The organism is Candidatus Nanopelagicus abundans, from assembly GCF_002288305.1.
Lineage (GTDB): Bacteria > Actinomycetota > Actinomycetes > Nanopelagicales > Nanopelagicaceae > Nanopelagicus > Nanopelagicus abundans.
The window spans coordinates 1008351-1034385 of record NZ_CP016779.1; the positions used below are offsets into that span (position 1 = coordinate 1008351).

The 26035-nt window shown below is 40.8% G+C and carries 23 protein-coding genes and 2 tRNA genes; 11 read left to right on the forward strand and 14 right to left on the reverse strand.

Going from position 1 to position 26035, the window contains the following annotated elements:
* Nucleotide 1: 1 nt before the first annotated feature.
* Nucleotides 2–74 (reverse strand) — tRNA-Arg (locus tag B1sIIB91_RS05210).
* Between the two features lie 149 nt (nucleotides 75–223).
* Between B1sIIB91_RS05210 and B1sIIB91_RS05215 the strand changes: the two genes are divergently transcribed.
* Nucleotides 224–1450, forward strand: a complete 1227-nt coding sequence (locus B1sIIB91_RS05215) for a saccharopine dehydrogenase family protein (RefSeq protein ID WP_095688528.1) — start codon at nucleotides 224–226, stop codon at nucleotides 1448–1450.
* 12 nt (nucleotides 1451–1462) lie between these two features.
* Nucleotides 1463–2230 carry an SDR family NAD(P)-dependent oxidoreductase gene (locus B1sIIB91_RS05220; RefSeq protein WP_095688529.1) on the forward strand — a complete coding sequence of 256 codons (768 nt, stop codon included), beginning with the start codon at nucleotides 1463–1465 and terminating at the stop codon, nucleotides 2228–2230.
* A gap of 1 nt (nucleotide 2231) precedes the next feature.
* On the opposite strand, the gene B1sIIB91_RS05225 is transcribed toward B1sIIB91_RS05220, so the two are convergent.
* Nucleotides 2232–2651, reverse strand: coding sequence for a QcrA and Rieske domain-containing protein (locus B1sIIB91_RS05225; RefSeq protein ID WP_095688530.1), 420 nt, complete (start codon nucleotides 2649–2651; stop codon nucleotides 2232–2234).
* Between the two features lie 188 nt (nucleotides 2652–2839).
* On the opposite strand from B1sIIB91_RS05225, the gene B1sIIB91_RS06095 reads away from it, so the two are divergent.
* From B1sIIB91_RS06095 to B1sIIB91_RS05235, 3 genes are read left to right on the forward strand one after another with little or no spacing between them, the layout of a single operon-like run.
* Nucleotides 2840–3154: a hypothetical protein gene (locus B1sIIB91_RS06095; protein WP_223298593.1), complete on the forward strand. Its 315-nt coding sequence runs from the start codon at nucleotides 2840–2842 to the stop codon at nucleotides 3152–3154.
* A 57-nt stretch (nucleotides 3155–3211) separates the two neighbouring features.
* Nucleotides 3212–4102, forward strand: a complete 891-nt coding sequence (locus B1sIIB91_RS05230; RefSeq protein ID WP_223298594.1) for a GGDEF domain-containing protein — start codon at nucleotides 3212–3214, stop codon at nucleotides 4100–4102.
* A 49-nt stretch (nucleotides 4103–4151) separates the two neighbouring features.
* Nucleotides 4152–5585 carry a saccharopine dehydrogenase NADP-binding domain-containing protein gene (locus B1sIIB91_RS05235; RefSeq protein ID WP_095688531.1) on the forward strand — a complete coding sequence of 478 codons (1434 nt, stop codon included), beginning with the start codon at nucleotides 4152–4154 and terminating at the stop codon, nucleotides 5583–5585.
* On the opposite strand, the gene B1sIIB91_RS05240 is transcribed toward B1sIIB91_RS05235, so the two are convergent.
* Both B1sIIB91_RS05240 and B1sIIB91_RS05245 read right to left on the reverse strand, forming a co-directional pair.
* Nucleotides 5586–6950, reverse strand: a complete 1365-nt coding sequence (locus B1sIIB91_RS05240) for a cryptochrome/photolyase family protein (RefSeq protein WP_095688532.1) — start codon at nucleotides 6948–6950, stop codon at nucleotides 5586–5588.
* Between the two features lie 9 nt (nucleotides 6951–6959).
* A complete protein-coding gene (locus tag B1sIIB91_RS05245) occupies nucleotides 6960–8075 on the reverse strand; it encodes a citrate synthase 2 (protein WP_095688533.1) in 1116 nt (371 codons plus the stop codon).
* 92 nt (nucleotides 8076–8167) lie between these two features.
* On the opposite strand from B1sIIB91_RS05245, the gene pdxH reads away from it, so the two are divergent.
* The 3 genes from pdxH (at nucleotide 8168) to B1sIIB91_RS05260 (ending at nucleotide 10224) form a co-directional block, all read left to right on the forward strand.
* Nucleotides 8168–8821: a pyridoxamine 5'-phosphate oxidase gene (gene pdxH / locus B1sIIB91_RS05250; RefSeq protein ID WP_095688534.1), complete on the forward strand. Its 654-nt coding sequence runs from the start codon at nucleotides 8168–8170 to the stop codon at nucleotides 8819–8821.
* 9 nt (nucleotides 8822–8830) lie between these two features.
* Nucleotides 8831–9952 (forward strand): phosphoserine transaminase, encoded by a 1122-nt coding sequence (gene serC / locus B1sIIB91_RS05255; protein ID WP_095688535.1) that lies wholly within the window; start codon nucleotides 8831–8833, stop codon nucleotides 9950–9952.
* Between the two features lie 95 nt (nucleotides 9953–10047).
* Nucleotides 10048–10224: a DUF2530 domain-containing protein gene (locus B1sIIB91_RS05260; RefSeq protein WP_095688536.1), complete on the forward strand. Its 177-nt coding sequence runs from the start codon at nucleotides 10048–10050 to the stop codon at nucleotides 10222–10224.
* Here the strand turns inward: B1sIIB91_RS05260 and B1sIIB91_RS05265 are convergent.
* The 6 genes from B1sIIB91_RS05265 to B1sIIB91_RS05295 all read right to left on the reverse strand — a co-directional run bounded on the left by B1sIIB91_RS05265 (nucleotide 10221) and on the right by B1sIIB91_RS05295 (nucleotide 18182).
* A complete protein-coding gene (locus B1sIIB91_RS05265) occupies nucleotides 10221–10607 on the reverse strand; it encodes a cold-shock protein (protein ID WP_095688537.1) in 387 nt (128 codons plus the stop codon). The genes B1sIIB91_RS05260 and B1sIIB91_RS05265 overlap by 4 nt on opposite strands.
* A gap of 96 nt (nucleotides 10608–10703) precedes the next feature.
* On the reverse strand, nucleotides 10704–11579 hold the full coding sequence (locus B1sIIB91_RS05270) for a DUF3027 domain-containing protein (protein WP_095688538.1): 876 nt from the start codon (nucleotides 11577–11579) through the stop codon (nucleotides 10704–10706).
* 165 nt (nucleotides 11580–11744) lie between these two features.
* Nucleotides 11745–14090: a hypothetical protein gene (locus tag B1sIIB91_RS06105; protein WP_236861116.1), complete on the reverse strand. Its 2346-nt coding sequence runs from the start codon at nucleotides 14088–14090 to the stop codon at nucleotides 11745–11747.
* A gap of 437 nt (nucleotides 14091–14527) precedes the next feature.
* Nucleotides 14528–16153: a chaperonin GroEL gene (gene groL, locus B1sIIB91_RS05285; protein WP_018227359.1), complete on the reverse strand. Its 1626-nt coding sequence runs from the start codon at nucleotides 16151–16153 to the stop codon at nucleotides 14528–14530.
* A 155-nt stretch (nucleotides 16154–16308) separates the two neighbouring features.
* Nucleotides 16309–16599 carry a DUF3263 domain-containing protein gene (locus B1sIIB91_RS05290; protein WP_095688540.1) on the reverse strand — a complete coding sequence of 97 codons (291 nt, stop codon included), beginning with the start codon at nucleotides 16597–16599 and terminating at the stop codon, nucleotides 16309–16311.
* Nucleotides 16600–16673: 74 nt separating this feature from the next.
* A complete protein-coding gene (locus B1sIIB91_RS05295) occupies nucleotides 16674–18182 on the reverse strand; it encodes an SDR family oxidoreductase (RefSeq protein WP_095688541.1) in 1509 nt (502 codons plus the stop codon).
* Between the two features lie 24 nt (nucleotides 18183–18206).
* Between B1sIIB91_RS05295 and B1sIIB91_RS05300 the strand changes: the two genes are divergently transcribed.
* Nucleotides 18207–19430 (forward strand): NAD(P)/FAD-dependent oxidoreductase, encoded by a 1224-nt coding sequence (locus B1sIIB91_RS05300; protein WP_095688542.1) that lies wholly within the window; start codon nucleotides 18207–18209, stop codon nucleotides 19428–19430.
* 2 nt (nucleotides 19431–19432) lie between these two features.
* The gene (locus tag B1sIIB91_RS05305) at nucleotides 19433–20242 is read left to right on the forward strand and encodes an alpha/beta fold hydrolase (RefSeq protein ID WP_095688543.1); all 810 of its coding nucleotides are present in this window, start codon (nucleotides 19433–19435) and stop codon (nucleotides 20240–20242) included.
* Here the strand turns inward: B1sIIB91_RS05305 and B1sIIB91_RS05310 are convergent.
* Entirely contained in the window at nucleotides 20228–21904 is a 1677-nt protein-coding gene (locus tag B1sIIB91_RS05310) for a GMC family oxidoreductase (RefSeq protein WP_095688544.1), read from the reverse strand. The two genes, B1sIIB91_RS05305 and B1sIIB91_RS05310, sit on opposite strands and share 15 nt — an antisense overlap.
* A 46-nt stretch (nucleotides 21905–21950) precedes the next feature.
* Nucleotides 21951–22025: transfer RNA gene (locus B1sIIB91_RS05315), tRNA-Thr, on the reverse strand.
* Nucleotides 22026–22107: 82 nt separating this feature from the next.
* On the opposite strand from B1sIIB91_RS05315, the gene B1sIIB91_RS05320 reads away from it, so the two are divergent.
* Complete coding sequence (locus B1sIIB91_RS05320; RefSeq protein WP_095688545.1) at nucleotides 22108–23025, forward strand: Ppx/GppA family phosphatase; 918 nt, start codon at nucleotides 22108–22110, stop codon at nucleotides 23023–23025.
* Here the strand turns inward: B1sIIB91_RS05320 and B1sIIB91_RS05325 are convergent.
* Entirely contained in the window at nucleotides 23022–23909 is an 888-nt protein-coding gene (locus B1sIIB91_RS05325) for an NUDIX hydrolase (protein ID WP_095688546.1), read from the reverse strand. The genes B1sIIB91_RS05320 and B1sIIB91_RS05325 overlap by 4 nt on opposite strands.
* On the reverse strand, nucleotides 23906–25990 hold the full coding sequence (locus tag B1sIIB91_RS05330; protein ID WP_095688547.1) for an RNA degradosome polyphosphate kinase: 2085 nt from the start codon (nucleotides 25988–25990) through the stop codon (nucleotides 23906–23908). The genes B1sIIB91_RS05325 and B1sIIB91_RS05330 overlap by 4 nt, the downstream gene beginning before the upstream one ends.
* Nucleotides 25991–26035: the final 45 nt, after the last annotated feature.

A 26035-nucleotide genomic window follows, 5' to 3' on the forward strand; every position in this document is an offset into this window, starting at 1 on the left:
GCGTCCCCGGCGGGAGTTGAACCTGCGACCTACCGCTTAGGAGGCGGTTGCTCTATCCACTGAGCTACGGGGACAATATTTAATTTTTATCTTAAAAATTTATTAATAGATTAATTCTAATTTAAATCATTAATAATTGAAAACAATTGCATAAACATGCGTAGATTTGTCATTAAATTAACGCTGAGATAGACTAACAATAATTCGTTTGGAGTTAAATATCATGAAGGCCCTCGTTATAGGCGCCGGTGGAGTTGGTAGGGCGATTGCAAATATCGCATCACGTCGTTCATTTATTGAATCTATGGTGATTGCTGATCGCACACTATCTCGTGCCGAAGAGGCGGTTGCCCGTGTTAAAGATCCACGCTTTTCTGCTGCGATGGTAAATGCTGCTGAGCTTGAAGATATTAGGGAGTTAATTCGTAAAGCAGATCCTGATGTAGTAATTAACGCAGTTGATCCTAGATTTGTTATGCCAATCTTTTTAGCTTGTGAGATTGAAAATACCAATTACATAGATATGGCGATGTCACTTTCTCGTAAGCACCCGCATTACCCATTTACCGAAACTGGAGTGAAGTTAGGCGATGAGCAGTTTGCTCGTGACTTTAACTGGGATGCGCGAAAAATCTATGCCCTAATCGGTATGGGTGTTGAGCCAGGTATGAGTGATATTTTTGCAAAGTATGCAAGTGAGCATTTATTTAGCCGAATTGATTCCTGCACAATATTAGATGGTTCTAATTTAAGAGTTGAGGGTTATGACTTTGCGCCATCATTTTCTATCTGGACCACAATTGAAGAGTGTCTAAACCCACCATTAGTTTGGGAAGATGGACGCGGTTGGTATACCACCACACCATTTTCAGAGCTTGAAATTTTTGATTTCCCAGAAGGTATTGGTCCTGTTGAGTGCGTGAATGTTGAGCACGAAGAGGTAGTTTTAATTCCACAAAAAATTGATGCTAAAAAAGTTAACTTTAAATACGGCTTAGGCGCTGAGTTCATTACTATCTTAAAAACAATCAACATGCTTGGCATGGATCGTAAGGAAACTGTTGATGTGCAAGGAGTTTCAGTATCACCACGAGATCTATTAACTGCGTCCCTGCCAGATCCAGGAACTTTAGGTGAACGTATGCGCGGTAAGACCTGTGCTGGTGCTTTGATTAAAGGTTTAGATAAAGAAGGAAATCCAAAAGCTTGTTACATCTATAACGTTGTTGATAACGCATGGTCAATGAAGGAGTTTGGTGATCAAGCAGTTGTCTGGCAGACCGCGATTAATCCAGTTATTGCAATGGAGTTAATTCAAAATGGCACTTGGAAACCTTTAGGTGTTAATGGACCTGAGTGGTTTGAGTCAAAACCATTCTTAGATCTACTAGAAGAGTATGGAACCTCTTGGCATATTCGCGATGAGGACACATCAGGTATTAAAAAGTAAGGTAGAAAAAGTATGGCAATAGCATTAGTAACTGGGGCTAGTTCTGGAATTGGCTTAGCTTATGCAAGACTGCTTGCAAGAGAAGGATTTGATTTAGTAATAGTTGCCAGAGATCTTCCTAGATTAAATAAGATAGCAAAAGAGCTAAATAAAGCTTATAAAATTAAAGTCCAGACATTAAAAGCTGACTTAACAAAGCCAGCACAACTAGCCAAAGTTGAGAGCAGATTGGCAAATAAGGCCAACCCAATTGCAGTTTTAATTAATAATGCTGGATTTGGCATAAAGCAAAGCTTTATTGATAGTGATTTAAAGCGGGAGCAAGAGTTACTAGATGTTTTAGTTACCGCTCCAATGCGGTTAACTCACGCAGTATTACCAACCATGATTAAACAAAATAACGGAATAATTGTTAATGTTAGTTCAATTGCGAGTTGGATAGCTGGTGGTACATATAGCGCAGCAAAATCATACTTAACTGTTTTCTCTGAGTATTTGAATAATGAACTTAAAGGCACAAAAATAAAAGTTAGTGCACTTTGTCCTGGCTTTACCCGTACTGAATTTCATGAAAGAGGCAAAATGAGAATGAACGGACTACCAAATTTTATGTGGTTAGATGCTGATAAATTAGTTGCTAAATCTTGGAAAGATGCACAAAAAAATAAATCTGTATCTGTTCCTGGTCTGCAATATAAAATACTGGCACTTATCGCGCAGTACGCACCACGGCCTTTAGTTAGAAAAATTGGAATTAATGTTCGCAGAAAGCAGCGATAAATTAACTTATTGTTAAGGCCTTACTTGTTGCAGTAAATTTAATTGATCTAAGCGCTGAAGTAGCCGGACCAACTTTTAGTGCGCCATTTAAAGCAAATACAGATCCATGACCTGGTGGGCTACAACTCCAACCATCACTACTTTTACTGACCAGCACACCCGCATGGGGACAAGCAAGATTAATTACTGAGAAACCTTTTGAAGATTTTGAAGTTCTAACTACCGCAACTTTCCCATACTTTTTTATACTTAATTCAAGTAAGCCGCCAACATTAGATAGAGTTTTATTTGCTGCCAAATCAATCACAGTAGTACCGTTTTTTAAGGATTTAACTCCGGTAGCAGCGACGGCAGGCAGCGCAGTTAAGGCTGCAACAGCTGCGCTTCCACAAATAAATGACCGTCTAGTGAGTGCCTGCACTTAAACCTTTCCTAAACCATAAAACTTAGTAAAAAGTAATTTTACTATTTGCTGTGAACAATTCGAAATTATACCTGAGGCTAAAGTGGGTTACCGGTGGATTTCTTGTGATCCACCTGATACTCAGGCTAATTTATGCTCAACCTAATATTTATATCGATCTAGTTTTGTTTAATTTAATTGGCCTAATGGCTTCTGCCATCGCCTTTAAAGCACCCTTAGTAACAGATCGGGTTGTTGCAGTCACGATCGGATCAGGACTTGTGATCTGGAGTATTGGTTCATTCCTATCTACTTGGGGTTCATTTTATGAATTAACACTTGCCCTTTGGCTACCTGAATTTTTATACTCACTTTTTTATCCACTGCTATTTTTTGGGGTAATTAGAACTTTTACAAAGCGAGTAAAGATTGCCGCCCTTGAGCTACTTGATACCGCAATAATTGCAATTGGTTTTACTAGTGTTCTAACCGCTTTTCTACTTAAGCCAGCGATGATTTAGTTTGAAGATGGTGCTTTTACTGTCTTTATCTCCATTCTTTATCCAGTCGGTGACATTGTGTTACTGGCAATTGCATTAGTTTATGCGTTGTTAAGTCCAGTGAGTATTAGATCGTTTTTACTTTGTTCGGGAATACTTTGCTTTGCGTTCTCTGATTTATTTTTTATTTGGTCATCTATTAATACAAGATATGAATTTGGCGCAATTACTGATGATGGCTGGATTATTGGTTTATTTTTAATTGCGCTATCACTATCTCATGACTGCGCTCAGGTGAAGTTCTTTGATAAAATCTCTTCCTACAGCGCAACAATTTCATTAGTTGCAAGTGCTAGCTTGCTTGGAATTGCAGCACTAAACCCAGGATACTTTCCAGAATTCATACTGCTGCCTGCATTTATAACAATTGCTCTGGCATTTATCCGAATGAGTTTTGCGTTGCAGGAGGCAAACACCGCAAGTTCAGAGCGAGTGCTAGCTAGGACTGATGAATTAACTGGGTTATCAAATCGGCGAAACTTTTTACAAGAGCTAGCCAAACTTAAATCTGGGTATATTTTTTTACTCGATCTAAATGGTTTTAAAAATATAAATGACTCACTAGGCCATGAAGCTGGTGATCAACTTCTAAAGCAGGTGGCAAATAGATTTAATCGAGTGATTTCAGATGCTGGCCTGCTTGCTCGGTTAGGTGGTGATGAGTTTGGTGTTCTAGCCCAAGTTGATCAAGAGCATGCAACAGAGTTAGCTCTTGGAATTAGGGCAACACTTAGTTACCCAATCTCACTGCCACATAAGCAGGTGAAGATCGATGTCAGCATTGGTTATGCGCCAATTGATGTGGCGTGTGGAAGTAGTAATTGCCTAGGACTTGCTGACCTTGCGATGTATGAGGCCAAGCGAAGCAAATCCGGTGTTCTGATGTGGCAAGGTGAAAAGATAAAATAGGTTAATCTTCACTGGCTAAATCCTTTAGCAAGAATAACGGAGGTCCTAATTGGCAGCACGCTTTGAGAATCGAGTTCTGGTTTTAGGTGCAGGTTCAGTATCACAATGTGTACTTCCACTTTTAATTGAGCATCTAGTAGATGCAAAACAGATCACGATCATCGATATGCGTGATAACCGAGAGCGAGTAACAGGTGCGATCACAGCCGGTGCTACATATGTGCAAGATCAACTAACTCGCGAAAACATGGATCAGTTTTTATCTAAGTATTTAACTACAGGTGATTTTCTTTTAGATTTAGCATGGAATATTGATGCAAATGAAATAATTGAGTGGGCTCATGATCATGGTGTTATTTATTTAAATACATCAGTTGAAGAGTGGGATCCATATTCAGCAGGTGCGGCTAGGAATCCAACTGAGCGCACTCTTTACTGGCGTCATATGAAATTGCGTAAATTAACAAATACCTGGGGCGGCAAAGGGCCAACAGCAGTTGTTGAGCATGGCGCTAACCCTGGCTTAGTTTCACATCTAACTAAGAAAGCATTATTTGATATTGCAACTCAGGCAATTAAAGATGGTAAGGATGGCGCTGGCGTTAAAGAAGCATATGAGAGTGAAAACTTTGCATCCCTTGCTCACAAACTTGGCGTTAAAGTAATTCATATTGCTGAGCGTGATACGCAAGTTACAGATAAACCAAAGCAAGTAAATGAGTTTGTTAATACCTGGTCAGTTGAAGGATTTTATGAAGAAGGAATTGCGCCAGCTGAATTAGGTTGGGGAACGCATGAAAAAACACTTCCAATAAATGCTTATCAACACCCAGATGGTCCAAAAAATCAGATTTGTATTGCCCAACCTGGTGCTAAAACTTGGGTCAGATCATGGGTGCCAAATATGGAAACTACTGGCATGGTAATTCGCCATGGCGAAGCATTCACAATAAGTGATCACTTAACTGTTTGGGATAAAGATAAAGCGGTGTATCGGCCAACTGTTCATTACGCCTACTGCCCAACTGATGCAGCTGTTGCTTCAATGCATGAGCTTGAGATGCGCCAATGGGATCTAACAACTAATCAAAGAATTATGAACGAAGAAATTATTGATGGTGATGATCGATTAGGTGTCCTATTGATGGGCCACGCTTATAAGTCTTGGTGGACTGGCTCATTACTTAATATTCATGACTCTAGAAAATTAATTCCAAAACAATCTGCCACAACTGTGCAGGTTGCTAGCGCGGTTTATGCCGCAGTTGCCTGGGCAATGGCTAATCCAAATGCTGGCTATCGCGTTCCAGATGATCTGCCTTGGCGAGAAGTTTTAGCATATGCAGAAAAATATTGGGGAGGCTATCACTCAGCCGCTGCTGATTGGGATCCACTTATGCATAGAAATGATTTGTTTAAGGGTTGGAATAATCGTAATTACGATGAAAGTGATCCTTGGCAGTTTAGTAACTTCCTAGTTTAATTACTTTGCCGGCGGAAGTGGCTTACTTACTTTAATCTCCTCTAACCGGGCGAGGGATTCAATGCGCTCTAAAGCGTGATCAACTATTTGCTTTGGATAATTTTTTAAGTATCCATCATTAGCATTCCATGGTTCATGCACATCTATTCCCTTTAAATGAGCTAGCTCTGGTACATACTTCTTTATATATGCGCCATCTTCATCAAATCTTTTACCCTGCTCAATTGGATTAAACACCCGGTAATAAGGAGAAGCATCTGTGCCGCATCCTGCCGTCCACTGCCAGCCGTGAGCATTTGAGGCAACATCGTAGTCAATTAGATGCTCGCGAAAAAATCTCTCACCTAATTGCCACTCTAAATGCAGATCTTTTACAAGAAAGGAGGCAACAACCATTCTGGTGCGATTATGCATCCAGCCCTCATTAATTAATTGGCGCATTGCAGCATCAACAAATGGATAGCCTGTTTTTCCTTCACACCAAGCTTTAAATTTCTCACCTGGTTTGTCATAACGCATCTTGGCAAATGCTGGTGCGTAGTAATCAGTTTCGGTTGTGGGATTATTAAATAAAACATCGGCATAGAACTCACGCCAGGCAATTTCCTTACGATAAACATCATGGGCTTTACTCTCACCTAATGGCGCTAGCAAAGTTCGTGGGTGAATCTCACCCCACTTAAGATGGGCACTCATTTTGCTAGTGCCATCAATGCCAGCAAGATTTCTTGTGACATCGTATTCATCTAGGCCATTTTTTTGAAAGTATTTAAATCTTTCAATAGCTGCCGCTTCTCCTGCTTGGGTAATGATTACACCTTGTGGCAGTTTCCAATCTGGAAATTCCCGTGCAGATTTATCAGCGCTAACAGTTTTAATCTCTGTTGGTTTCTGTGCAGGTTTGCGCCATCCATGAGCACACCAGCCGCGATAAAAAGGGGTGTATACCCGGTATGGGCTTTGATCACTTGGTTTTAATACCCGACCTGGGGCAACTGCATATGGTGAACCAGTTCTAATTAATTTAATCCCGGCTTTTTCAACTTCTTCATCGCGCTTTGCGCCATATGGTTCATACTCAGCTGAAATATGCACAGACTCTGCGTTATATTTTTTCTGCAATTCTTTGAGAACAGTAATTTGATCACCAACTAAAATCTGTAGCGAGTTATTTAGTGATTCATCTAAGTGGCGCAGTGATTGACCTAAATATGCCAGCCGCTTACTACCAGCGGTTTTAATTAAAGTGGGGTCTAAGATAAATACTGGAATAATTTCATCACTTTCAGCTAATGCTGCTAACAATGCTGGGTGATCACTAATACGTAGATCGCGCCGGAACCAAAGGATTGATCTGCTGCTCATCGGCTTATCCTAGGAGTGCAGTGACTCCACGCTCTCATCCCATCCCTTAACATCTTGTGGTTTGCGTGGGCCTGGTCCAACGTAGCGTGAAGATGGGCGAATAATTCGACCAGAGTGCTTTTGTTCTAAAATATGCGCAGACCAACCTGCAGTTCTTGCTGCGGTAAACATTGCCGTAAATAAGTTTGCTGGCACCTTTGCAAAATCTAAAACTATTGCTGCCCAAAACTCAACATTTGTTTCAAGCACTCGATCTGGTTGGCGCGCTTTTAATTCAACTAGCGCTGCTTTCTCAAGAGCGAGTGCAACCTCATAACGAGGTGCGTTTAATTCTTTAGCGGTTCGGCGCAATGTTCGAGCACGTGGATCCTCAGCGCGATATACACGATGACCAAATCCCATTAACCTCTCACCCTTATCTAAAATAGATTTCACATAAGCTTCAGCATTTCCAGATTTTTCAACTGCTTCAATCATAGAGAGCACGCGCGCCGGAGCGCCACCATGTAATGGTCCACTCATCGCGCCAATTGCACCTGAAATAGATGCGGCAACATCGGCGCCCGTTGAAGCGATTACTCGACCAGTAAATGTTGAAGCATTCATGCCATGTTCAGCAGCTGATACAAAGTAAGCATCAATTGCTCGAACGTGTACTGGATCAGGCTCTCCACGCCAGCGAATCATCATTCGCTCCACAACCGTATGTGCTTTATCAATTTCATTTTGTGGGATTGCAGTTGCAATTGTTCCTCGAGCAGATTGAGCAACGTATGAAAGTACCATCACAGAAACTCTTGCTAAATTACTTCTTGCTTCATCATCTGAAATATCAAGTAATGGTTTTAAGCCCCAAGCAGGTGTAAGCATTGCAATCGCAGATTGCACATCAACTCTTACATCTCCAGTATGTACTGGAATTAAAAATGGTTCAGCAGGTGGCAGTCCAGGATTAAATTCATCATCTACTAATAATCCCCAAACATTTCCAAAGGTAACTCTGCCAACTAAATCATCAATATCAACGCCGCGATATCTAAGCGCACTTCCCTCTTTATCGGGTTCGGCAATTTTTGATTCAAAAGCAATTACGCCCTCAAGGCCGGGCTTAAAATCTTCTGCCAACTGAGTACTCCCTCACATTATAAATACGGTGCCTATTGTGCTACCTAATAGCAAAGTAGCCAAACTGGAAAGGGTTGTAAGATTTTCCCAATATGACAAGCCGTGAAGATATCGCCGCAATGCGCCGCCAGTACGGTGAGCATGGATTAATCGAGGGTGAATTACCACCAAACCCGATTGAATTATTTAACACCTGGCTAACTCAGGCAGCTGCTAATGAGATCGTGGTTGAGGCAAATGCCATGGTCTTATCAACTGAGGTTGATGATCAACCAACTAGTAGAACTGTGCTACTTAAAGATCTAACTGACGCCGGATTTACATTCTTTTCAAATTATGAATCTCGCAAAGGTAAACAGATATCTGAAAATAAAAATGTTTCATTACTTTTTCCTTGGTATCCAATGGAGCGTCAGGTAATTGTGATTGGAAGTGCTACTAAAATAGCAAGGCAAGACTCAGAAAAATACTTCGCTACTCGCCCACGTTCTTCACAAATTGGTGCTTGGGCAAGTGAGCAATCTGCCGAGTTAAGCTCTCGCCAGGAGTTAGAAAATAAATTTAAAGAGTTAGAAAATAAGTTTGCTAAAGAAGAGGTAATTCCAACACCGCCATATTGGGGTGGTTACATTGTCGATCCCATTTCAATTGAGTTTTGGCAGGGCAGATACTCTCGCCTGCACGATCGAATCCGATATGTGAGAGAAAAAAATAATAATTGGCAACTTAAACGGCTTAACCCCTAATATCTACCAATGAGTGAAATTAAGATCCCAGATAATTTAAAACCATCTGATGGCAGATTTGGTTGTGGGCCATCAAAGATTTTGCCAGCTTCTCTGGCTAACTTAGCGAGTAATTATGGAAAAGTTTTAGGAACAAGTCATCGACAAAAACCAGTTAAAGAGGTTGTTGCTCAAGTAAGAAACGGCCTTAAATCACTCTTCTCACTTCCTGATGGTTATGAAGTAGTAATTGGTAATGGTGGATCAACTGCGTTTTGGGATATTGCAACCTTTGGCTTAATTGAAAATAAATCTCAACACTTAGTATTTGGTGAGTTCTCATCAAAGTTTGCTGCTGCGGCTAAAGAGGCGCCAATGATTGGTGATCCATCTGTAATTAAAACTGAGCCAGGCTCTCATCCACTTCCTAAAATTGAAACAGATATTGATACTTACGCACTTACCCATAATGAAACTAGCACCGGGGTAATGATGCCAATTATTCGCCCTAAGGGATCAGATGGTGCACTCGTTTTAGTTGATGCAACAAGTGCTGCTGGTGGCTTGGACTTAGATATTTCTCAATCTGATTGTTACTACTTTGCTCCACAAAAATCCTTTGCCTCAGATGGCGGGCTATGGATAGCAATAATGAGCCCGGCAGCAATTGCCAGAGTTGAAAAAATAAAGACAAGTGGGCGTTGGGTACCAGCATTTTTTGATTTAAGCATTGCAATCGAAAACTCTCGCCTTGATCAAACATATAACACACCAGCACTTGCCACAATAATTTTATTAGCCGAACAACTTAATTGGATGAACAAAAATGGTGGCTTAAAGTTTGCCGCAGGCCGTAGTGAAGATTCATCAAATCGTCTTTATAGTTGGGCTGAGAAAACAAGCTACACCACACCATTTGTTACAGATGCAGCAATGCGATCTAAAGTAGTTGGCACAATTAATTTTGATGAAAGTATTGACGCTCTTGAAATTGCAAAAATCTTGCGCGCTAATGGCATCGTTGATACTGATCCATATCGTAAGTTAGGTAAGAATCAACTTAGAATTGGAATGTTCCCAGCGGTAGAACCAAGTGATATTGACGCGCTAACTGCCTCAATTGAGTATGTAGTGGAGAGGCTAGCTAAATGATGAGTCCTAGATTTAGAAGAATAGTCACCATAGCAATCTTGTTTGGAATGGTTAGCATGGTGTTAATTAGCGGATTATCTAGTTAGACTATATTTATGAAGCAATCAATCTTTGTAATTGCTATGGGAATTGTGCTTTGGATTATCGCTTTAGTATTTGCATTCGTAATGAACGCCGATAGTAATGTGCTCTGGATCTGCGCAGTCGGAGCATTACTTGGTGTGATTGGACTTCGCTACACAATTAAACGAGGCCGTAAAGGCTTGCTTTAATTTCCCTCAATTTGTGAAGCAATACCCCGCAAAACTTTAGCTAATCGCTCAGAATCTGCTGCCGATGAGCTGCGACCACTTCGCAAGCCATTGCCAAAGCGATCTAATATTTTAATTGTGTCTTCAATCATTGCAGCTAGATCATCATTTTTACCACGTGAATTACCAGCCATAGTTGGTGGTGCTTCAACAATTGAAACTGAAAGTGCTTGAGGACCACGACGGCCATCAGCAATTGAAAACTCAAGCTTTGTGCCTGGCTTAACAGTTGTTACACCACTTGGCAGGGCATCGGCTGAAAGGTAAACATCTTCGCCTTCATCATTTGAGATAAAGCCAAAACCTTTTTCTAAACTAAACCATTTAACGCGGCCACTAGGCATTGGTATCTCCTTTCAAATTTTTTATATTCGTTTAGGCCATCTCTAGATGGGCAGGTGCTTAGTTTAACCCACCAACTGTGGCGGGCGGTAATGGGTTTATTCAGCCTTAATTAGCGCCTCAGAATGCGCGCCACAGCCGTGATCAAAGGAGACCACCCGTGCATCCTCTGGTGAGATCGCATTTGAGCAAACACCAAAGGTAGTTCTAAGTGAGCCAGCAATTGGAATAAAGAAACCACAAGACTGACATGGCTTAGGAGCAGATCGCGCAATTGGTGTTTTAGGACCACGATCTCCTTCATACCATCTCTTACTTGCTGCATCGCGGCCAATAACAGATAGAACTCTTGCTCTACCTAAACCAAATTCAAATAGTTGAGTTATATCTAACTCTTCATCCTCAGGAAGTGCGGCATAACCTTGAGTTAATCGCTCATCATCAGCAGCTGTTGGCACAACATCACCAACACCAAGATCACCAGGTTGAATTCTTTGTGAATATGGAATCCAATTAGGAGCAAGTAATGCTTTAGTACCTGGTAATAAAACTACATCGCAAATCGTTGGCGCACTTTGCTCATCAACTTTTGCAACAGTTACCGCCCATCGCCAGCCGTCATAGCCAGGAAGTTTTGCTTCAAAAAGATATGTAGCAATTCGCTCTTCATCAGAATCAATTGAATAAAACTCTCCAACATACTCACGCTTTCCAGCATCTTCGATTACTGCTTGCTTTGCCATATCTAGAGCGCCGAAAATATCATTTTTATTTACTTCAACATTAGTAACTGCAGGATAGGTTTTCTCTGGCGCAATATATGGTTTTCTAATAATTGCAGGAGCAACTACCTGCTCAACTTTTGGCTTAGCAAGTGCTTCTAGAATTAAATCATCAACTGGTGCCTCAGGTTCTGCCACCAATGAACTGCTCGCCTTACGCAGCTTTTTAAACAATGATTTTTTCTTAGCCATAATATGACAAGCCTAGCAACATTAGATTAGTAACCAAAATCAGGTTGTTTTTGCACAGTAATTTGTTGAAATAAAATAAGAGCCTTCCTTATTTATCGGAAGGCTCTTATTTTAATCCTCGGTTTAAAGAAGCGGAGGAAGGGATCCGCTTTCTTTAAACTTTAATTAACCAACATCCAGAGCTGCCTTCTGGGGAGCACTTAATGCATCTTTTACACTCTCAGGTATTGCAGCTTTTTGTTCAGGACTAAATGCCCTAAGTTGAGTAGCACTTAAACCTTTGCCTTGAGCTGCGGTTAATCCCGCCAACGCTGTTGCAGGTAACTCACCACGTGCAGCATTGGAAAGTCCCTTAAATGCAGCAGCTGACATTTGACCCATCTGTCCTAAGGTCATTCCAGCAAATGCAGCAGGTGGTAATTTTTGAAGCTGTTGTGTACCCATCGCTTTAATTGCAGTAGGTGGTAATTGATTTAATTGCTCAGCAACCATGCCGCCCATTGCTGCTGCTGGCATAGCTTTCATTTGATTGGCATTCATTCCAGCAAATGCAGCAGGTGCCATTGCGCCTAAATCATTTGCAGCAAAAGCCCTCATCGCAGTTGGTGGAAGTTGACCCATTTGTTGTTGAGTCATTCCAGCAAATGCAGCAGGTGGCATTGCTTGCAGCTGTTGAATTCCCATCGCTTTAAATGCAGCAGGTGGTAATTGATTTAATTGTTCAGCAACCATGCCGCCCATAGCTGTTGGTGGCATAGCTTTCATTTGATTGGCATTCATTCCAGCAAATGCAGCAGGTGCCATTGCGCCAAGATCCTTGGAATCAAATGTTCTCATTGCAGTAGTTGGCATTTGACCCATCTGTTGTTGAGTCATTCCAGCAAATGCAGCTGGTGGTAGTTGTTGGAACTGGGCTGTTCCCATCGCTTTAAATGCAGCAGGTGGTAATTGATTTAATTGCTCAGCAACCATGCCGCCCATAGCTGTTGGTGGTAATGCTTTCATTTGTTCAGCATTAAAACCAGCAAATGCAGCAGGTGCCATTGCGCCAATTGCCCCAGCGTTAAATGCTTTCATTGTGGTTGCAGCTAGTTGACCCATCTGTTGTTGAGTCATTCCAGCAAATGCAGCTGGTGGTAGTTGTTGGAACTGGGCTGTTCCCATCACCTTAAATGCAGCAGGTGGTAATTGATTTAATTGCTCAGCAACCATGCCGCCCATAGCTGTTGGTGGTAATGCTTTCATTTGGTCAGCATTAAAACCAGCAAATGCTGCTGGTGCCATTGCGCCAATTGCCCCAGCGTTAAATGCTTTCATTGTGGTTGCAGCTAGTTGACCCATCTGTTGTTGAGTCATTCCAGCAAATGCAGCAGGTGGTAGTTGCCCAAATTGTTGCGTACCCATTCCAGCCATTGCTGAAGGTGGTAGTTGCCCAAATTGTTGCGCACCCATTCCAGCCATTGCTGAAGGTGGTAGTGCTTTCATTTGGTCAGCATTCATACCTGCCATTGCTGAAGGTGGTAATGCTTGAATTTGCTGGGCACTAAAAGCACCCACAGCATTTGGTGCTAACTGCGCCATTTGATCTGGCTTAAAAGCTGCCATTTGGTTTGGTGTAAATCCGGCAACCTGACTTGGTTGAAATGAATTTGCGGGACCAGTTGGTAGTGCTCCAACTCCACCGGCAGGTGGTTTGTAATCTGTTAAACCACCAGAAGGTGGTACGTAACCAAATCCACTACCGGAAGGTGGTACGTAACCAAATCCACTACCGGAAGGTGGTACGTAACCAAATCCACTACCGGAAGGTGGTGTGTAAAAAACTCCTGGCCCTTTTGTTGATGTGCCAGGTTGTCCGCCAGATTGACCGGGTGTTCCGCCAGGTTGTCCGGGTGTTCCGCCAGGTTGTCCGGGTGTTCCGCCAGGTTGTCCGGGTGTTCCGCCAGGTTGTCCGAAAGATGTTCCACCAGGTTGACCGAAAGATGTTCCACCAGGTTGACCGAAAGATGTTCCACCAGGTTGACCGAAAGATGTTCCACCAGGTTGACCGAAAGATGTTCCACCAGGTTGACCGAAAGATGTTCCACCAGGTTGACCGAAAGATGTTCCACCAGGTTGACCGAAAGATGTTCCACCAGGTTGACCGAAAGATGTTCCACCAGGTTGACCGAAAGATGTTCCACCAGGTTGACCGAAAGATGTTCCACCAGGTTGACCGAAAGATGTTCCACCAGGTTGACCGAAAGATGATCCACCAGGTTGTCCGAAAGGTGTTCCAGCAGGAGGTGCTCCAGCAGGAGGTGCTCCAGCAGGAGGTGCTCCAGCAGGAGGTGCTCCAGCAGGAGGTGCTCCAGCAGGAGGTGCTCCAACCGGGGGTGCTCCGGCCGAAGGTAAATTATGTGGGATGCCGTCACTAGCGTAACTTGATGATATCGCAGCAGTTGCGAATAAAAATGCAATAATGAAAGAGGGTGGCTTCTTACTAATTTTGGAAACGGTTAAAATACTCACTCACCTTCTCTACTCCTAAAAAGACTAAAATGCAATGATAAACAGTAAGTTTTCCTTGGTGCAGTACTTATTCTTTGCTGTTATGTCCACAAATAGCAATTGATAACTCTTACGCTCAGACCACGAAGCTTAAAACTGGCTACTCGGTAGTAACTGATCAACTAATCCAAGTTGAATTTGCTCAAACTGAAGCAGAGAGGGAGATGGTGTTATCTGGCGAAATTTCGATAAAAATAACCGTATTAATCAAATCGAATCACTTAAAGCAAATTCATTAAAAACGATTAGTAGCCATAGTGAACAAATTAAGTATGCATTTGAGGCTCCAAGAGGCCACTTTACAAAAATGGGTATAAAAGTGGGGGATGAGTTTTTAATATTCAAATGAAAAAGCCCCCGTTTTTAGGCGGGAGCTTTTTCTAACTTGCTATCGGATTTTAGAAATCCATCCCGCCACCATCGCCACCAGGCATTGGCGCAGCAGACTTTGGCTCTGGCTTATCAGCAATTACTGCCTCAGTAGTTAAGAACAGTGCGGCAATTGATGCTGCATTTTGCAATGCAGATCTTGTTACCTTTGCTGGATCAATAATTCCAGTTTTAATCATGTCAACATATTCACCAGTTGCAGCATTTAAACCAAATCCGGTTTCAAGACCGCGCACCTTTTCAACAATTACGCCACCTTCTAGGCCAGCATTAATTGCAATCTGCTTAAGCGGTGACTCAACTGCGTACTCAACAATCTTGGCACCTGTTGCTTCATCCCCTGTCAGTTTTAATTTACCAAAAGCAACTTTTGAAGCTTGTAGTAATGCAACGCCGCCACCAGCAACAATTCCTTCTTCTACCGCTGCTTTAGCATTACGCACTGCATCTTCGATTCTGTGCTTGCGCTCTTTTAGTTCAACTTCAGTAGCAGCGCCAGCTTTAATAACTGCAACACCGCCAGCTAACTTTGCAAGACGCTCTTGTAGTTTCTCGCGGTCATAATCTGAATCACTTTTTTCAATCTCAGATCTGATTTGATTAACTCGGCCCTTAATTTGCTCAGCATCTCCGCCACCTTCAACAATGGTGGTCTCCTCTTTAGCAATTACAATCTTTCGAGCAGTTCCAAGAAGTTCAAGTGTGGTTTGATCTAATTTCAGGCCAACCTCTTCTGAGATCACAGTAGCGCCAGTTAAAATTGCAATATCTTGCAGCATTGCCTTGCGACGATCACCAAAACCTGGAGCTTTAACTGCAACTGATTTAAATGTGCCACGGATCTTATTTACTACTAATGTAGAAAGTGCTTCACCTTCAACATCTTCAGCAATAATTACTAGCGGCTTACCAGTTTGCATTACCTTCTCAAGTACTGGAACTAGATCTTTAATATTTGTAATCTTTGAGTTTGCAATCAGAATATAAGCATCTTCCATAACTGTTTCCATACGATCAGTGTCAGTTACAAAATATGCTGAGATATATCCTTTATCAAAACGCATACCCTCTGTTAGCTCAAGTTCAAGGCCGAAGGTATTACTTTCTTCAACAGTAATTACGCCTTCTTTACCAACCTTATCCATTGCCTCTGCGATCATTTCACCAATTGTTGTATCAGCTGCTGAAATAGATGCAGTTGCGGCAATCTGCTCTTTAGTCTCAACTGGCTTTGCCATCTTTAATAGTTCATCAGATATTGCTTCAACTGCTTTTTCAATACCGCGCTTTAGTGACATTGGATTTGAACCAGCTGCTACGTTGCGTAATCCCTCACGCACCATTGCTTGAGCAAGAACTGTTGCGGTAGTTGTGCCATCTCCTGCTACATCATCAGTCTTCTTTGCTACCTCTTTAACTAAATCTGCACCGATTTTTTCCCATGGATCATCTAATTCAATCTCTTTAGCAATTGAGACACCGTCATTAGTAATTGTTGGCGCTCCCCATTTTTTCTCAAGAACAACATTTCGACCGCGGGGCCCAAGGGTTACCTTGACCGCATCAGCTAATACATTCATGCCGCGCTCTAATCCGCGACGAGCCTCTTCATTGAAGGCAATCATTTTTGCCATTTTATTTTCTCCCTCTATTTTTATTGCTGTGGTTTTGCTAAAAGTTTTCGATCAGGTGTATTTATCACTCACACCCCTAGAGTGCTAAGGGTAAATCTAGAGGATTTATTCCCAATGCGCCAAATGAGCGCAGCTCTGGGTAGAGCGGTGCTTAGTTAGAGGGAGAAGCCGAGTTTGGTGCTAGATCGCTGAGCGGTGCGGCTATCTCGCAAACGACGCAGGCGCTTAACCAATATTGGCTCAGCAAGTAATGCCTCATTGCGATCTATTAAATTATTTAATAATTGGTAGTAAGCAGGCGGAGTTAAATTAAATAACTCTTTAATTGAGCTTTCTTTAACACCGGCATATCGCCACCAGGTTCGCTCAAAATCAAGCATCTCAATTTCAAGATTACTAAGCCCATTGGCTGCTTGTTCATTAAGGGGTGCGAAAGATTCAGACATGGCAGTATCTTAAAAGAAAGGGGTGACAAAAATCTTTGATTAGCGCTTTAGCGTGGCGGAATCTATCTATTTAACTAAAGATTAGATGAAGGTAAAGGATTCGCTGCTGCATAATCTTTTCGATTAGCGCTTCTAATTAAGTTTCGTATCATGGTTGGAAAGACAAAGATATGAAGTGGCATTACTGCAAACCAATAAAGCTGCCCACCTAGGCCGCGCGGTGAGTAACTTGCTTCCTGGATAATTTCACTCTTACCGTTTGCCATTTTTCGAACTCTAAACTCAAGCCATGCTTTGCCTGGAATAATCATTTCGGCATAGAGTTTTAAAGATTTTTCAGCCTCTATTGACTCAACTCGCCAAAAATCTAATGAATCACCTACTCTTAAATGAATTGGATCTCGTCGCCCTCTTCTTAATCCAACGCCACCAATCATGCGATCCATTAGGCCACGTAAATACCAAAGAAAATCAGAGCCATACCAACCATTATCTCCACCAATTTCCTCAATTGCTTTCCATAAACTTTCAATTGATGCGTCGGTAACTCTTTCTCTGGTGTCTTTATATAAAGCTTCTCCAGCCCAATCAGGATCACTCTGGGCTTTTTGCCAAGGCGCAGTTGGCAGTGTGGCATCAGACCAGCGGGTATCAACTGAATTAGTTGAAACCTTAGTTAAAGCAAGATTAATTGCATTCTCAACATCAATTAAGCCTTGGGGAGGAGGCGGAATTAATTTACTAATTGATTTTTCAGGATCTGCTACTACCTCACTAATTAATGAGCCCACTAATGGCCTAGCTAGTGATGTTGGTACTGGTGTAACAAAGCCAATCCAAAGACTTGAAAGATTTGGAGTCAGCACCGGAATTTTTATTATTAATCGCTTTCTCAGTCCAGATAATTTAGCAAATTTTTGCATCATATCTGCATAAGTTAAAACTTCAGGACCGCCAATATCAAAGACTGCTGAGACTGGTTTTTCTAACTTTGCAGTATTTTTTAAATACCAAAGCACATCTCTAATTGCTATTGGATGGGTTCGATTCATTACCCATTTAGGTGTGGTCATAATTGGCAGGCGATGGGTTAAATGACGAAGCATTTCAAATGAGGCTGAGCCTGAACCAATAATTATTCCAGCCCGAAGCTCAAGGACAGCAACATCTGTTGTGGCTAGCTCTTTGCCAGTATTTGCTCGAGATTTTAGATGTTTACTAGTTTTTGCATCATTATTTATTCCACCTAAATAAATTATTTGTTTAACATTTGCTTCTTGTGCGGCCTTTGCAAAGCCACGCGCCATTTCAGCTTCAATTTTGTCGAAATTTGTTCCTGAATTAATTGAATGTAGTAAATAAAAAGCGGTATGAATACCAGTTAATGCTTTTACTGTTGATTGATAATCAGAGGCATTTCCAACCGCAATTTCTACTTTCGAAGCCCAAGAGTGACTTTGTGCCTTATTTGCATCTCGTACAAATACACGGACTTGGGCGTTATCTTCTAATAATGAAGTAACTAACCGTCCACCAACATAGCCTGAGGCCCCAGTCACTAATATTTTGCGCACATCACTCATGATGACAACTGTAGACTTACCCTCATGATTAAACCAAAAGTAGTAATTTTAGGTGGCGGATTTGGTGGCTTAACTGCAGCCCGTGCCATGGCTAAAACTGCTGATGTAACTGTGGTTGATCGACATAACTTTCAAACCTTTTTGCCACTTCTTTATCAAGTTTCAACTGCAGGCTTAGCTGCTGATCATGTGGCCTATCCCATACGAGGGGCGCTTCGTAAAACTGATGTTAAGTTTCGAATGGGTTCGCCAATTTCAATTGATCACAAAAATAACGAGGTAAAACTAGATAGCAGTGAGATATTGAAATTTGATCACTTAGTAATCGCACTCGGTTCAACTACGGCAGATTTTGGAATCCCTGGCGTTAAAGAATTCACACTTGGAATGAAATCTGTTCATGAGGCGCTAACAATTAGAGCTGAGATTATGCGAAGGTTTGAAGATCTTTGTAGATTTGAAGATAACACCAGGTTTACTGTCTCAGTAGTTGGGGGCGGGCCAACTGGGGTTGAGATGGCAGGTGCAATCGCAGAATTAATTAGAGGACCACTTAAATCTGATCAAGCACATGCTGCTGCTCATATTGATATCAACTTAATTGAGGCAGGTCCACGACTACTACCAACATTCGCACCTTCCTTATCTGAGCGAACAAAAAAAGATTTAGAAAAATTAGGGGTTAAAGTAATTCTTAATTCACCGGTAAAAGCCGTCGAACATAGAAATATAGTATTGAGTAATCAAAGCAACTTGCCTTCTGAAATCACAATCTGGGCCGCAGGAGTTAAAGGCGCTGATGCGATGGCCCAGTTAAATCTTCCTATTGCTGGAAATAGAGTTGTAGTTGAGCCAAGTATGCAGGTTAAAAATTATCCAAATGTGTGGGCCTTAGGTGATATTGCTGGTGCGTTAGGTAAAGATGGAAAGGCCCTGCCAATGGTGGCGCCAGTTGCAATTCAGCAAGGAAAATTTATAGCAAAACAAATTAAACGTTTAACCCAAAATAAAGCACTCACCTCTTTTAAGTATTTAGATAAAGGCTCAATGGCAACGATTGGTCGAAATAAAGCAATTGTGCAGGTTAAAGGAATCAAGATTGCCGGAGCCCTTGCTTGGCTAATTTGGCTATGGTTACATTTGTTTTATCTATTAGGTGGGCGAAATAAAATTGGCACAATGGCAGATTGGACCTGGAATTACCTAACCTTTGATCGAGGCAATCGCCACATTATGGATTCTTATTAAATATGGCAAAGCCGGTATTTGCTAAGTTTATTGAAGTAGATGGACATCAACTCTGGTCACTTAAGTGGAAAAAAAATGGTGAGCCAGTCATTTTACTTCACGGCGGACTAAGCCACAGCGCTAAGTGGGAAAAGGAAATACTTCCAGCTGTTGCCAAAACTCATGAACCATACGCATATGATCGAAGCGCACATGGTTATACCAAAGTTAGATCAGGCTATATGCACTTTGATTTTCAAGTTAAAGAACTTGTTAACTTTATTAAAACTGTTGTTAAAAAACCGGTTCATATTATTGGTTATAGTGATGGTGGCAATATTGGTTTACTAGCTGCAATAAAGTATCCTAAGTTAATTAAATCTTTGGTAGGTATTGGAATGAACTACACCTATGATGCTGATTTATCCTTCGATTTAAGTAAAGTTGAAGCAAGCGATGAAGAGATCGCTAATTTTGTAAAGATGACAAAGCAAGATCCCAAGTTATTACTTGAGATTAAAGCCAAAGCATTTAAAGTCTGGGCAACTGAACCAAAACTTAAACTATCTCAATTAAAAAAGATTAAATGCCCAGTTTTAGTTTTAGCTGGCGATGATGAGCCATTTACTAGCAAAATGACCTTTGAGATGTATGAAGTGATTCCTAATGGCAGACTTGCAGTTATTCCAGGCACCTCTCATGGTGTTGTGCATGAGAAAACTAAATTAATGCAGGAAGTAATCAAAGATTTTTATAAAACATTAGATTTTCCAATTACTAAGATGCCAAACAGGCGAGCAAAAAGACAAGCAAAGATCTTAAGAAACTCTTAACTCACCAACTGCGCCCTTTGGCACAAATGGAGTGATTGGCATAACTGCATTAACTTTTTTATATGGTGAATTCTGTGCTGGCCTCATATCTATCTCACCTTTATTTGGCCACATTGAAAATGCACGTTCTGCTTGGGCAGTAATAGTCAGTGATGGATTAACACCAAGATTTGCCGTAACGGATGCACCATCGACAACATGCATACTTGGGTAGTTATAAACACGATGGTATGGATCAATCACACCAGTTGCGGTTGAATCACCAATTACGCAACCACCAACAAAGTGAGCAGTAAATGGTGCATTAACTAAGTCGCCAATATGACCACCAGCGATGCCGCCATTATTTTCTGCTACTCGACGAGCAACCTCATTAGCAGCCGGGATATATGTGGCATTCGGCGTTAAGGAATCATTCTTTGATGTTAGGCGGTAACCAAATATGCCACGCTTTGCTTGCACACTAATTGCTGAATCAACATTTTGCATAATTAATGCAACAACTGTTCGCTCACTCCACTGCCTGACATCCATAATCTTTAAAACGAGTGATGGTTTAGTAATAATCTGTCGAAGCCATTGTTTTCTGCGATCTTTAATATTTACACCATCTGTCATTACTGTCTGCAGCATTCCCATAAAATTGCTGCCTTTGCCGTATCTAACTGGCTCAACATGGGTGTGATCATCTGGAAAAAATGAAGAGGTAATCGCTGAACCCTTACTAAAGTCAGTACCACCCTTAGGCATAATGCTGCCAGTTAGTGCTTCACTATTTGTTCTAGATAATTTACCTAACTGATCACTTATCTTTGGTAGTACCTGATCTAGTTTCATTTTATGTAATAACTTCTGAGTGTTATATGTGCCAGCGGCAACTACAACGTGGGAAGCGGTAAAACTTCGCTTGCCCCCAAACCAGGCAGAGCTTTTACGAGCAGTAATCTTCCAGCTACCATCAGATAATTGTTCTGTCTTAATAACAGTATGTTCTGGAAATACTTTAGCCCCTGCTTTTTCAGCAAGTCCTAAGTAATTTTTAGGTAATGTGTTTTTTGCATTATGTCTGCATCCAGTCATACATGCACCGCATTGCAAGCAACCACTTCTATCTGGGCCAACTCCACCAAAAAAAGGATCTTTAGATTTCAAACCAGCACCATCGCCAAAATAAACACCAAGAGGAGCTAATTTAAATGTGTGGCCAACTCCCATTTGATCTGCCACTTCTTTCATCGCTTTATCTGATGGTGAAAAGTATGGATTTTGCGCAACACCTAACATCCGAGATGCCTGGTCATACCAAGGAGTTAACTCAGCATCCCAATCTGTGATGTGCTTCCATTGTTTATCTTCAAAGTAGGAGGCTGGTGGTTTATATAAAGTATTTGCATAAACAAGTGAACCGCCACCAACACCTGCGCCAGCTAAAACTAAAACATCAGGTAATACATGTATTCGCTGAATACCACGCAGGCCAAGACGAGGTAGATATAAAAATCTAGATAATCGCCAAGAAGTTTTAGGAAAATCTTTATCAGAGAACCTTCGCCCTGCTTCTAAGACAGCGACTTTGTAACCTTTTTCAGTCAGCCTTAGGGCTGCAACTGAGCCACCAAATCCTGAACCAATTATGACAACATCAAAGTCGTTAGATTTCATAATTAAACTCTACTTTGATTGGTAATAAAAAATAAGTAGATAAAGATGGAGCCCCCCGTCAGGATTGAACTGACGACCTGCCGCTTACAAGGCGGCTGCTCTACCACTGAGCTAGAGAGGCGGGTTGAGGGCGTAATTATGCCATGAATAAATCACGGTAGAGCACACAAGGAATTAGTGAGTAAATCTAGTAGGTTGCCCGTATGCGCCTTGGTGTACTAGATGTCGGATCAAATACTGTGCACTTACAAATTGTTGATACATCCCCTGGAGCTAGGCCAAACCCAACCTTTAACTACAAAGAAGAACTCAAATTAACTCAGTACATTTCTGAAGATAATTTAGTCTCTGATGAAGGTATTGAAAAGTTACGAAGTAGCATTAAAAGAGCTATCGAGCAATCAGCCTCTGTTCAAACTCAAGAACTTCTACCATTTGCAACATCAGCTCTTAGAGAAGCAAGTAATGGCGAGGAAATAATTAATTCCATTAATAAGGATTTTAAAATAGATTTACAAGTTTTATCAGGTGAAGAAGAAGCTAAGTTAACTTTTCTAGCAGCAAGGCGCTGGTTTGGTTGGTCTAGTGGGCGACTATTAGTAATTGATATTGGTGGTGGCTCACTTGAAATGGCAGTTGGAGTTGATGAATCTCCTGAGATTGCTACCTCACTACCACTAGGGGCTGCTCGGTTAACCAAAGATTTTCTAAGAGGTGATCCATATACTGATAAAAGCATAAGAGCTTTGCGTGATCATATTGAAAATAAATTAGAACAGATACTTCCCTCATTAGTTAAACATCAAGATACTGACCGCGCTATTGCAACAAGTAAAACCCTTAGAACTTTAGCTCGCCTATCTGGTGATTGGTTTGATGGTTCTGGAAAAAATATTACGGTTGAATCTGTTAGAAAAATATCGGCCAAACTTTCAGAAATGGATGAATCTACGAGAGCAAAATTACCCGGGGTATCTGAAAATAGAGCTTCACAAATTGTTGCTGGAGCATTTGTTGCTGAGAGCGTGATGAGAAATCTTGATATTAAAGAATTAGAGATATGCCCTTGGGCTCTTAGAGAAGGTGTTGTCCTTAAATGGATGGATTGGATGGAAGCTTAAAAGCTAGGTGCATCAATTCGATCAATTTGAATTATTTCCTTACCAATACGGTGAATTACCCAGCCATCACCTGGAGATAACTTACCCTCATCAGCGTCAACCTCTGATTTTTTTGTTAACTTATTAAGCATTTTTGGCAAAATTGGATTATGACTACAAAGTAGAACACTTAGATTAGATTTAATTAGCTCTTTGGCGTAATAAAATGCTTTCTCTTTATCCTTTTTATAGGTATCTTCGCTAAGTTTTCCTGTGACCTCAAGTTTTAAATTTAATCCTTTAGTAATTGGATTAACAGTGTCATAGCAACGAACAGCATCTGAGCTGTGAATTTCTTCAAGATTAAATACTTGATAAATTGCTAATAATCTTTTAGCTTGATTTTGACCATAGGAATCAAGAGGTCGATCATCATCTTCACCTTGCCACTCATCCCTAGTTATCGCTTTGGCATGCCTAAGTAATATAAACGGTTTAGTGTCTAGTTCTATATTAATAAATTTTTCAAGAATTTTCTTATCCGTATCAAGAGTTAGCAAACTCTTAACTTTTGTAACTTCGACCCACTTTATTTGATCAACTTCCGCATTTGCTTTAAATTCTTTTTCCTTAATTGCTTTTGCTGACCAGAAAGATACTTTCTTTTTACCATCTGTAGTTGAGTATTCAACCTCACCTAAGTAAGGGCCAAATGCACTTTCAATATTAGTTTCCTCTAAAACTTCACGGTGAGCGCAAGATATTAATGGCTCACCAATCTCTGTTTTACCTTTAGGAAAAGTCCAATCATCGTATTTTGGTCGATGAATTATTACTACCTCTATTTTTTTCTTTTCACTCTTGCGCCAGACAACCGCACCGGCAGCTAAGATTGTTGAGCTCATTGGAGAACTCGATAAGAATCAATCATCACTGCTTGTAGATCATTCATAGGTAATGCATCTGGATTTTGAGCAACCCTTAACCATTTACCAGTTGGCAATAAGTGCCAGCCGGAGGTAGTTGATGAAACATATAAATCAAAGGCTTTGATTAAAGTCTTCTTATGCTCTGCCCTAGTAATTCGAACTAATGATTCAACTCTTCGATTTAAGTTTCTATCCATCAAATCTGCGCTACCAATATAAATCTCATCATCTCCGCTATTGGCAAAATGAAAAATTCTAGAATGCTCAAGAAATCTACCTAAAACTGATCTGACCCTTATATTTTCTGAAACTCCTGGAATACCTGGAAGTAGTGAACATATTCCGCGCACAACTAAATCAATCTCAACACCGGCAATTGATGCTGCATAAAGTGCTTCTACAAACTCTTCATCTAGTAGTGAATTTAGTTTTAGCCTAATGAATGCATGTTTGCCAGCTTTTTTATTCTCGATCTCTCGATTAATTCGCTCAAGTAGACCGGAGCGAATTGTGCGAGGTGCTACTAGTAAGCGGTCATATGAGTATTGCGGTGCAAAACCAGAAAGTTGATTAAATAGTTTATTTAAGTCTTCACCTAACTGATCATCTGCGCTAAGTAATCCTAAATCTTCATACATACGGGCAGTTTTTGGATTGTAATTACCTGTACCAACATGTGAGTATCTTCGAACTGCATTTCCTTCTTCTCGAACAATTAAAGATAATTTGGCATGAGTTTTAAAACCAACTAGTCCATAGACAACATGAACACCAACATCTTCTAATTTTCTAGCCCATCTAACATTTGCCTGCTCATCAAAGCGAGCCCGGATTTCAATGACAGCTAATACTTGCTTACCTGCCTCAGCAGCTTCAATTAAGGCATTAACAATTGGTGAATCACCGGAGGTTCGATACAAAGTTTGTTTAATTGCCAGCACATGTGGATCAGTTGCTGCTGCCTCTAAAAACCTTACAACTGATGAGTTAAATGAGTCATATGGGTGATGTAGAAGTATTTCATGTCGCCTAATTGCTGCAAAAAATTCATCATTTGAATCTAAATCAATTTCTCTAAATTCTTGGGCAACCTGGTTTCTAAACGGTGCAAACTTTAACTCGGGGCGGTCTAAATCTGCGATTTGATTTAGTCCAGTTAAATCAAGTGGCTCTTTATAACGGGAAATATCTTCTTCCTTAATCGATAATTCAACCTTTAGTTTATTAAGTAGATCAGAATCAATATCACTTGCCACCTCAAGACGAACTGGTGGACCAAATTTACGGCGAAGTAATTCTTGTTCCATTGACTCTAAAAGATTCTCTGATTCATCCTCATCTAACTCCAAATCGGCATTTCTAGTAATTCGGAAGGTGTAATAATCCTCAATCTCCATACCTGGAAATAATTGATGTAAATTAGCAATAATTACTTTTTCTAGGGGTATAAATTTAGCTCCAGTAAACTCAGCTGTTTCAATAAATCTTGGTAATGAAGCCGGAACCTTAACTCTGGCAAATAACTCCTCTTTTGTATCTGGTTGTCTTACAAGTACCGCTAAATTAAGTGAAAGCCCTGAGATATATGGGAATGGATGAGAGGGATCAACTGCTAGAGGAGTAAGCACTGGAAAAATCTTTTTTGTGAAGATCTTATTTATGTACTCTTTTTCTGCATTATCTAAACTTTCCCAATCTGTAATTTCAATACCGTTTTGAGCTAGTTTTGGCATAAGGTCATTATGAAAACATTTTGATTGACGTGAGATTAATTCTTTAGTTTTTTTAGATATTTCTTCCATTAGTTCAATTGGTGAATAACCTGCGGTATTTTTCTTAGTGACTCCGGTTTCTAATTTTCGCTTAAGTGTGGCCACGCGAATCATAAAAAAGTCATCTAGATTTGAAGAGAAAATAGCAAGATAACGACAACGTTCGAGTAACGGATTAGTTTCATCTTCAGCTAGTTCTAATACACGCTCATTAAATGCAAGCCAACTGATCTCTCGATCAATTAACCTCTCACGGGGATTAGTAGCAATTAAATGTTGACTCACATGCGTAGTTTGCTTTATAAAGGTTAACGGGTGGTAATCAGAAGG

Bases quoted from the DNA above. Each gene is read 5' to 3' on its own strand.
- serC (WP_095688535.1), top strand. From the start codon at position 8,831: ATGAGTGAAATTAAGATCCCAGATAATTTAAAACCATCTGATGGCAGA.
- B1sIIB91_RS05295 (WP_095688541.1), bottom strand. From the start codon at position 18,182: ATGAGTGATGTGCGCAAAATATTAGTGACTGGGGCCTCAGGCTATGTT.
- B1sIIB91_RS05265 (WP_095688537.1), bottom strand. From the start codon at position 10,607: ATGCCTAGTGGCCGCGTTAAATGGTTTAGTTTAGAAAAAGGTTTTGGC.
- B1sIIB91_RS05305 (WP_095688543.1), top strand. From the start codon at position 19,433: ATGGCAAAGCCGGTATTTGCTAAGTTTATTGAAGTAGATGGACATCAA.
- B1sIIB91_RS05270 (WP_095688538.1), bottom strand. From the start codon at position 11,579: ATGGCTAAGAAAAAATCATTGTTTAAAAAGCTGCGTAAGGCGAGCAGT.
- B1sIIB91_RS05290 (WP_095688540.1), bottom strand. From the start codon at position 16,599: ATGTCTGAATCTTTCGCACCCCTTAATGAACAAGCAGCCAATGGGCTT.
- B1sIIB91_RS05220 (WP_095688529.1), top strand. From the start codon at position 1,463: ATGGCAATAGCATTAGTAACTGGGGCTAGTTCTGGAATTGGCTTAGCT.
- B1sIIB91_RS05310 (WP_095688544.1), bottom strand. From the start codon at position 21,904: ATGAAATCTAACGACTTTGATGTTGTCATAATTGGTTCAGGATTTGGT.
- B1sIIB91_RS05325 (WP_095688546.1), bottom strand. From the start codon at position 23,909: ATGAGCTCAACAATCTTAGCTGCCGGTGCGGTTGTCTGGCGCAAGAGT.
- B1sIIB91_RS05215 (WP_095688528.1), top strand. From the start codon at position 224: ATGAAGGCCCTCGTTATAGGCGCCGGTGGAGTTGGTAGGGCGATTGCA.
- B1sIIB91_RS05240 (WP_095688532.1), bottom strand. From the start codon at position 6,950: ATGAGCAGCAGATCAATCCTTTGGTTCCGGCGCGATCTACGTATTAGT.
- B1sIIB91_RS05320 (WP_095688545.1), top strand. From the start codon at position 22,108: ATGCGCCTTGGTGTACTAGATGTCGGATCAAATACTGTGCACTTACAA.
- B1sIIB91_RS05300 (WP_095688542.1), top strand. From the start codon at position 18,207: ATGATTAAACCAAAAGTAGTAATTTTAGGTGGCGGATTTGGTGGCTTA.
- groL (WP_018227359.1), bottom strand. From the start codon at position 16,153: ATGGCAAAAATGATTGCCTTCAATGAAGAGGCTCGTCGCGGATTAGAG.
- B1sIIB91_RS05260 (WP_095688536.1), top strand. From the start codon at position 10,048: ATGAAGCAATCAATCTTTGTAATTGCTATGGGAATTGTGCTTTGGATT.
- pdxH (WP_095688534.1), top strand. From the start codon at position 8,168: ATGACAAGCCGTGAAGATATCGCCGCAATGCGCCGCCAGTACGGTGAG.
- B1sIIB91_RS06095 (WP_223298593.1), top strand. From the start codon at position 2,840: ATGGCTTCTGCCATCGCCTTTAAAGCACCCTTAGTAACAGATCGGGTT.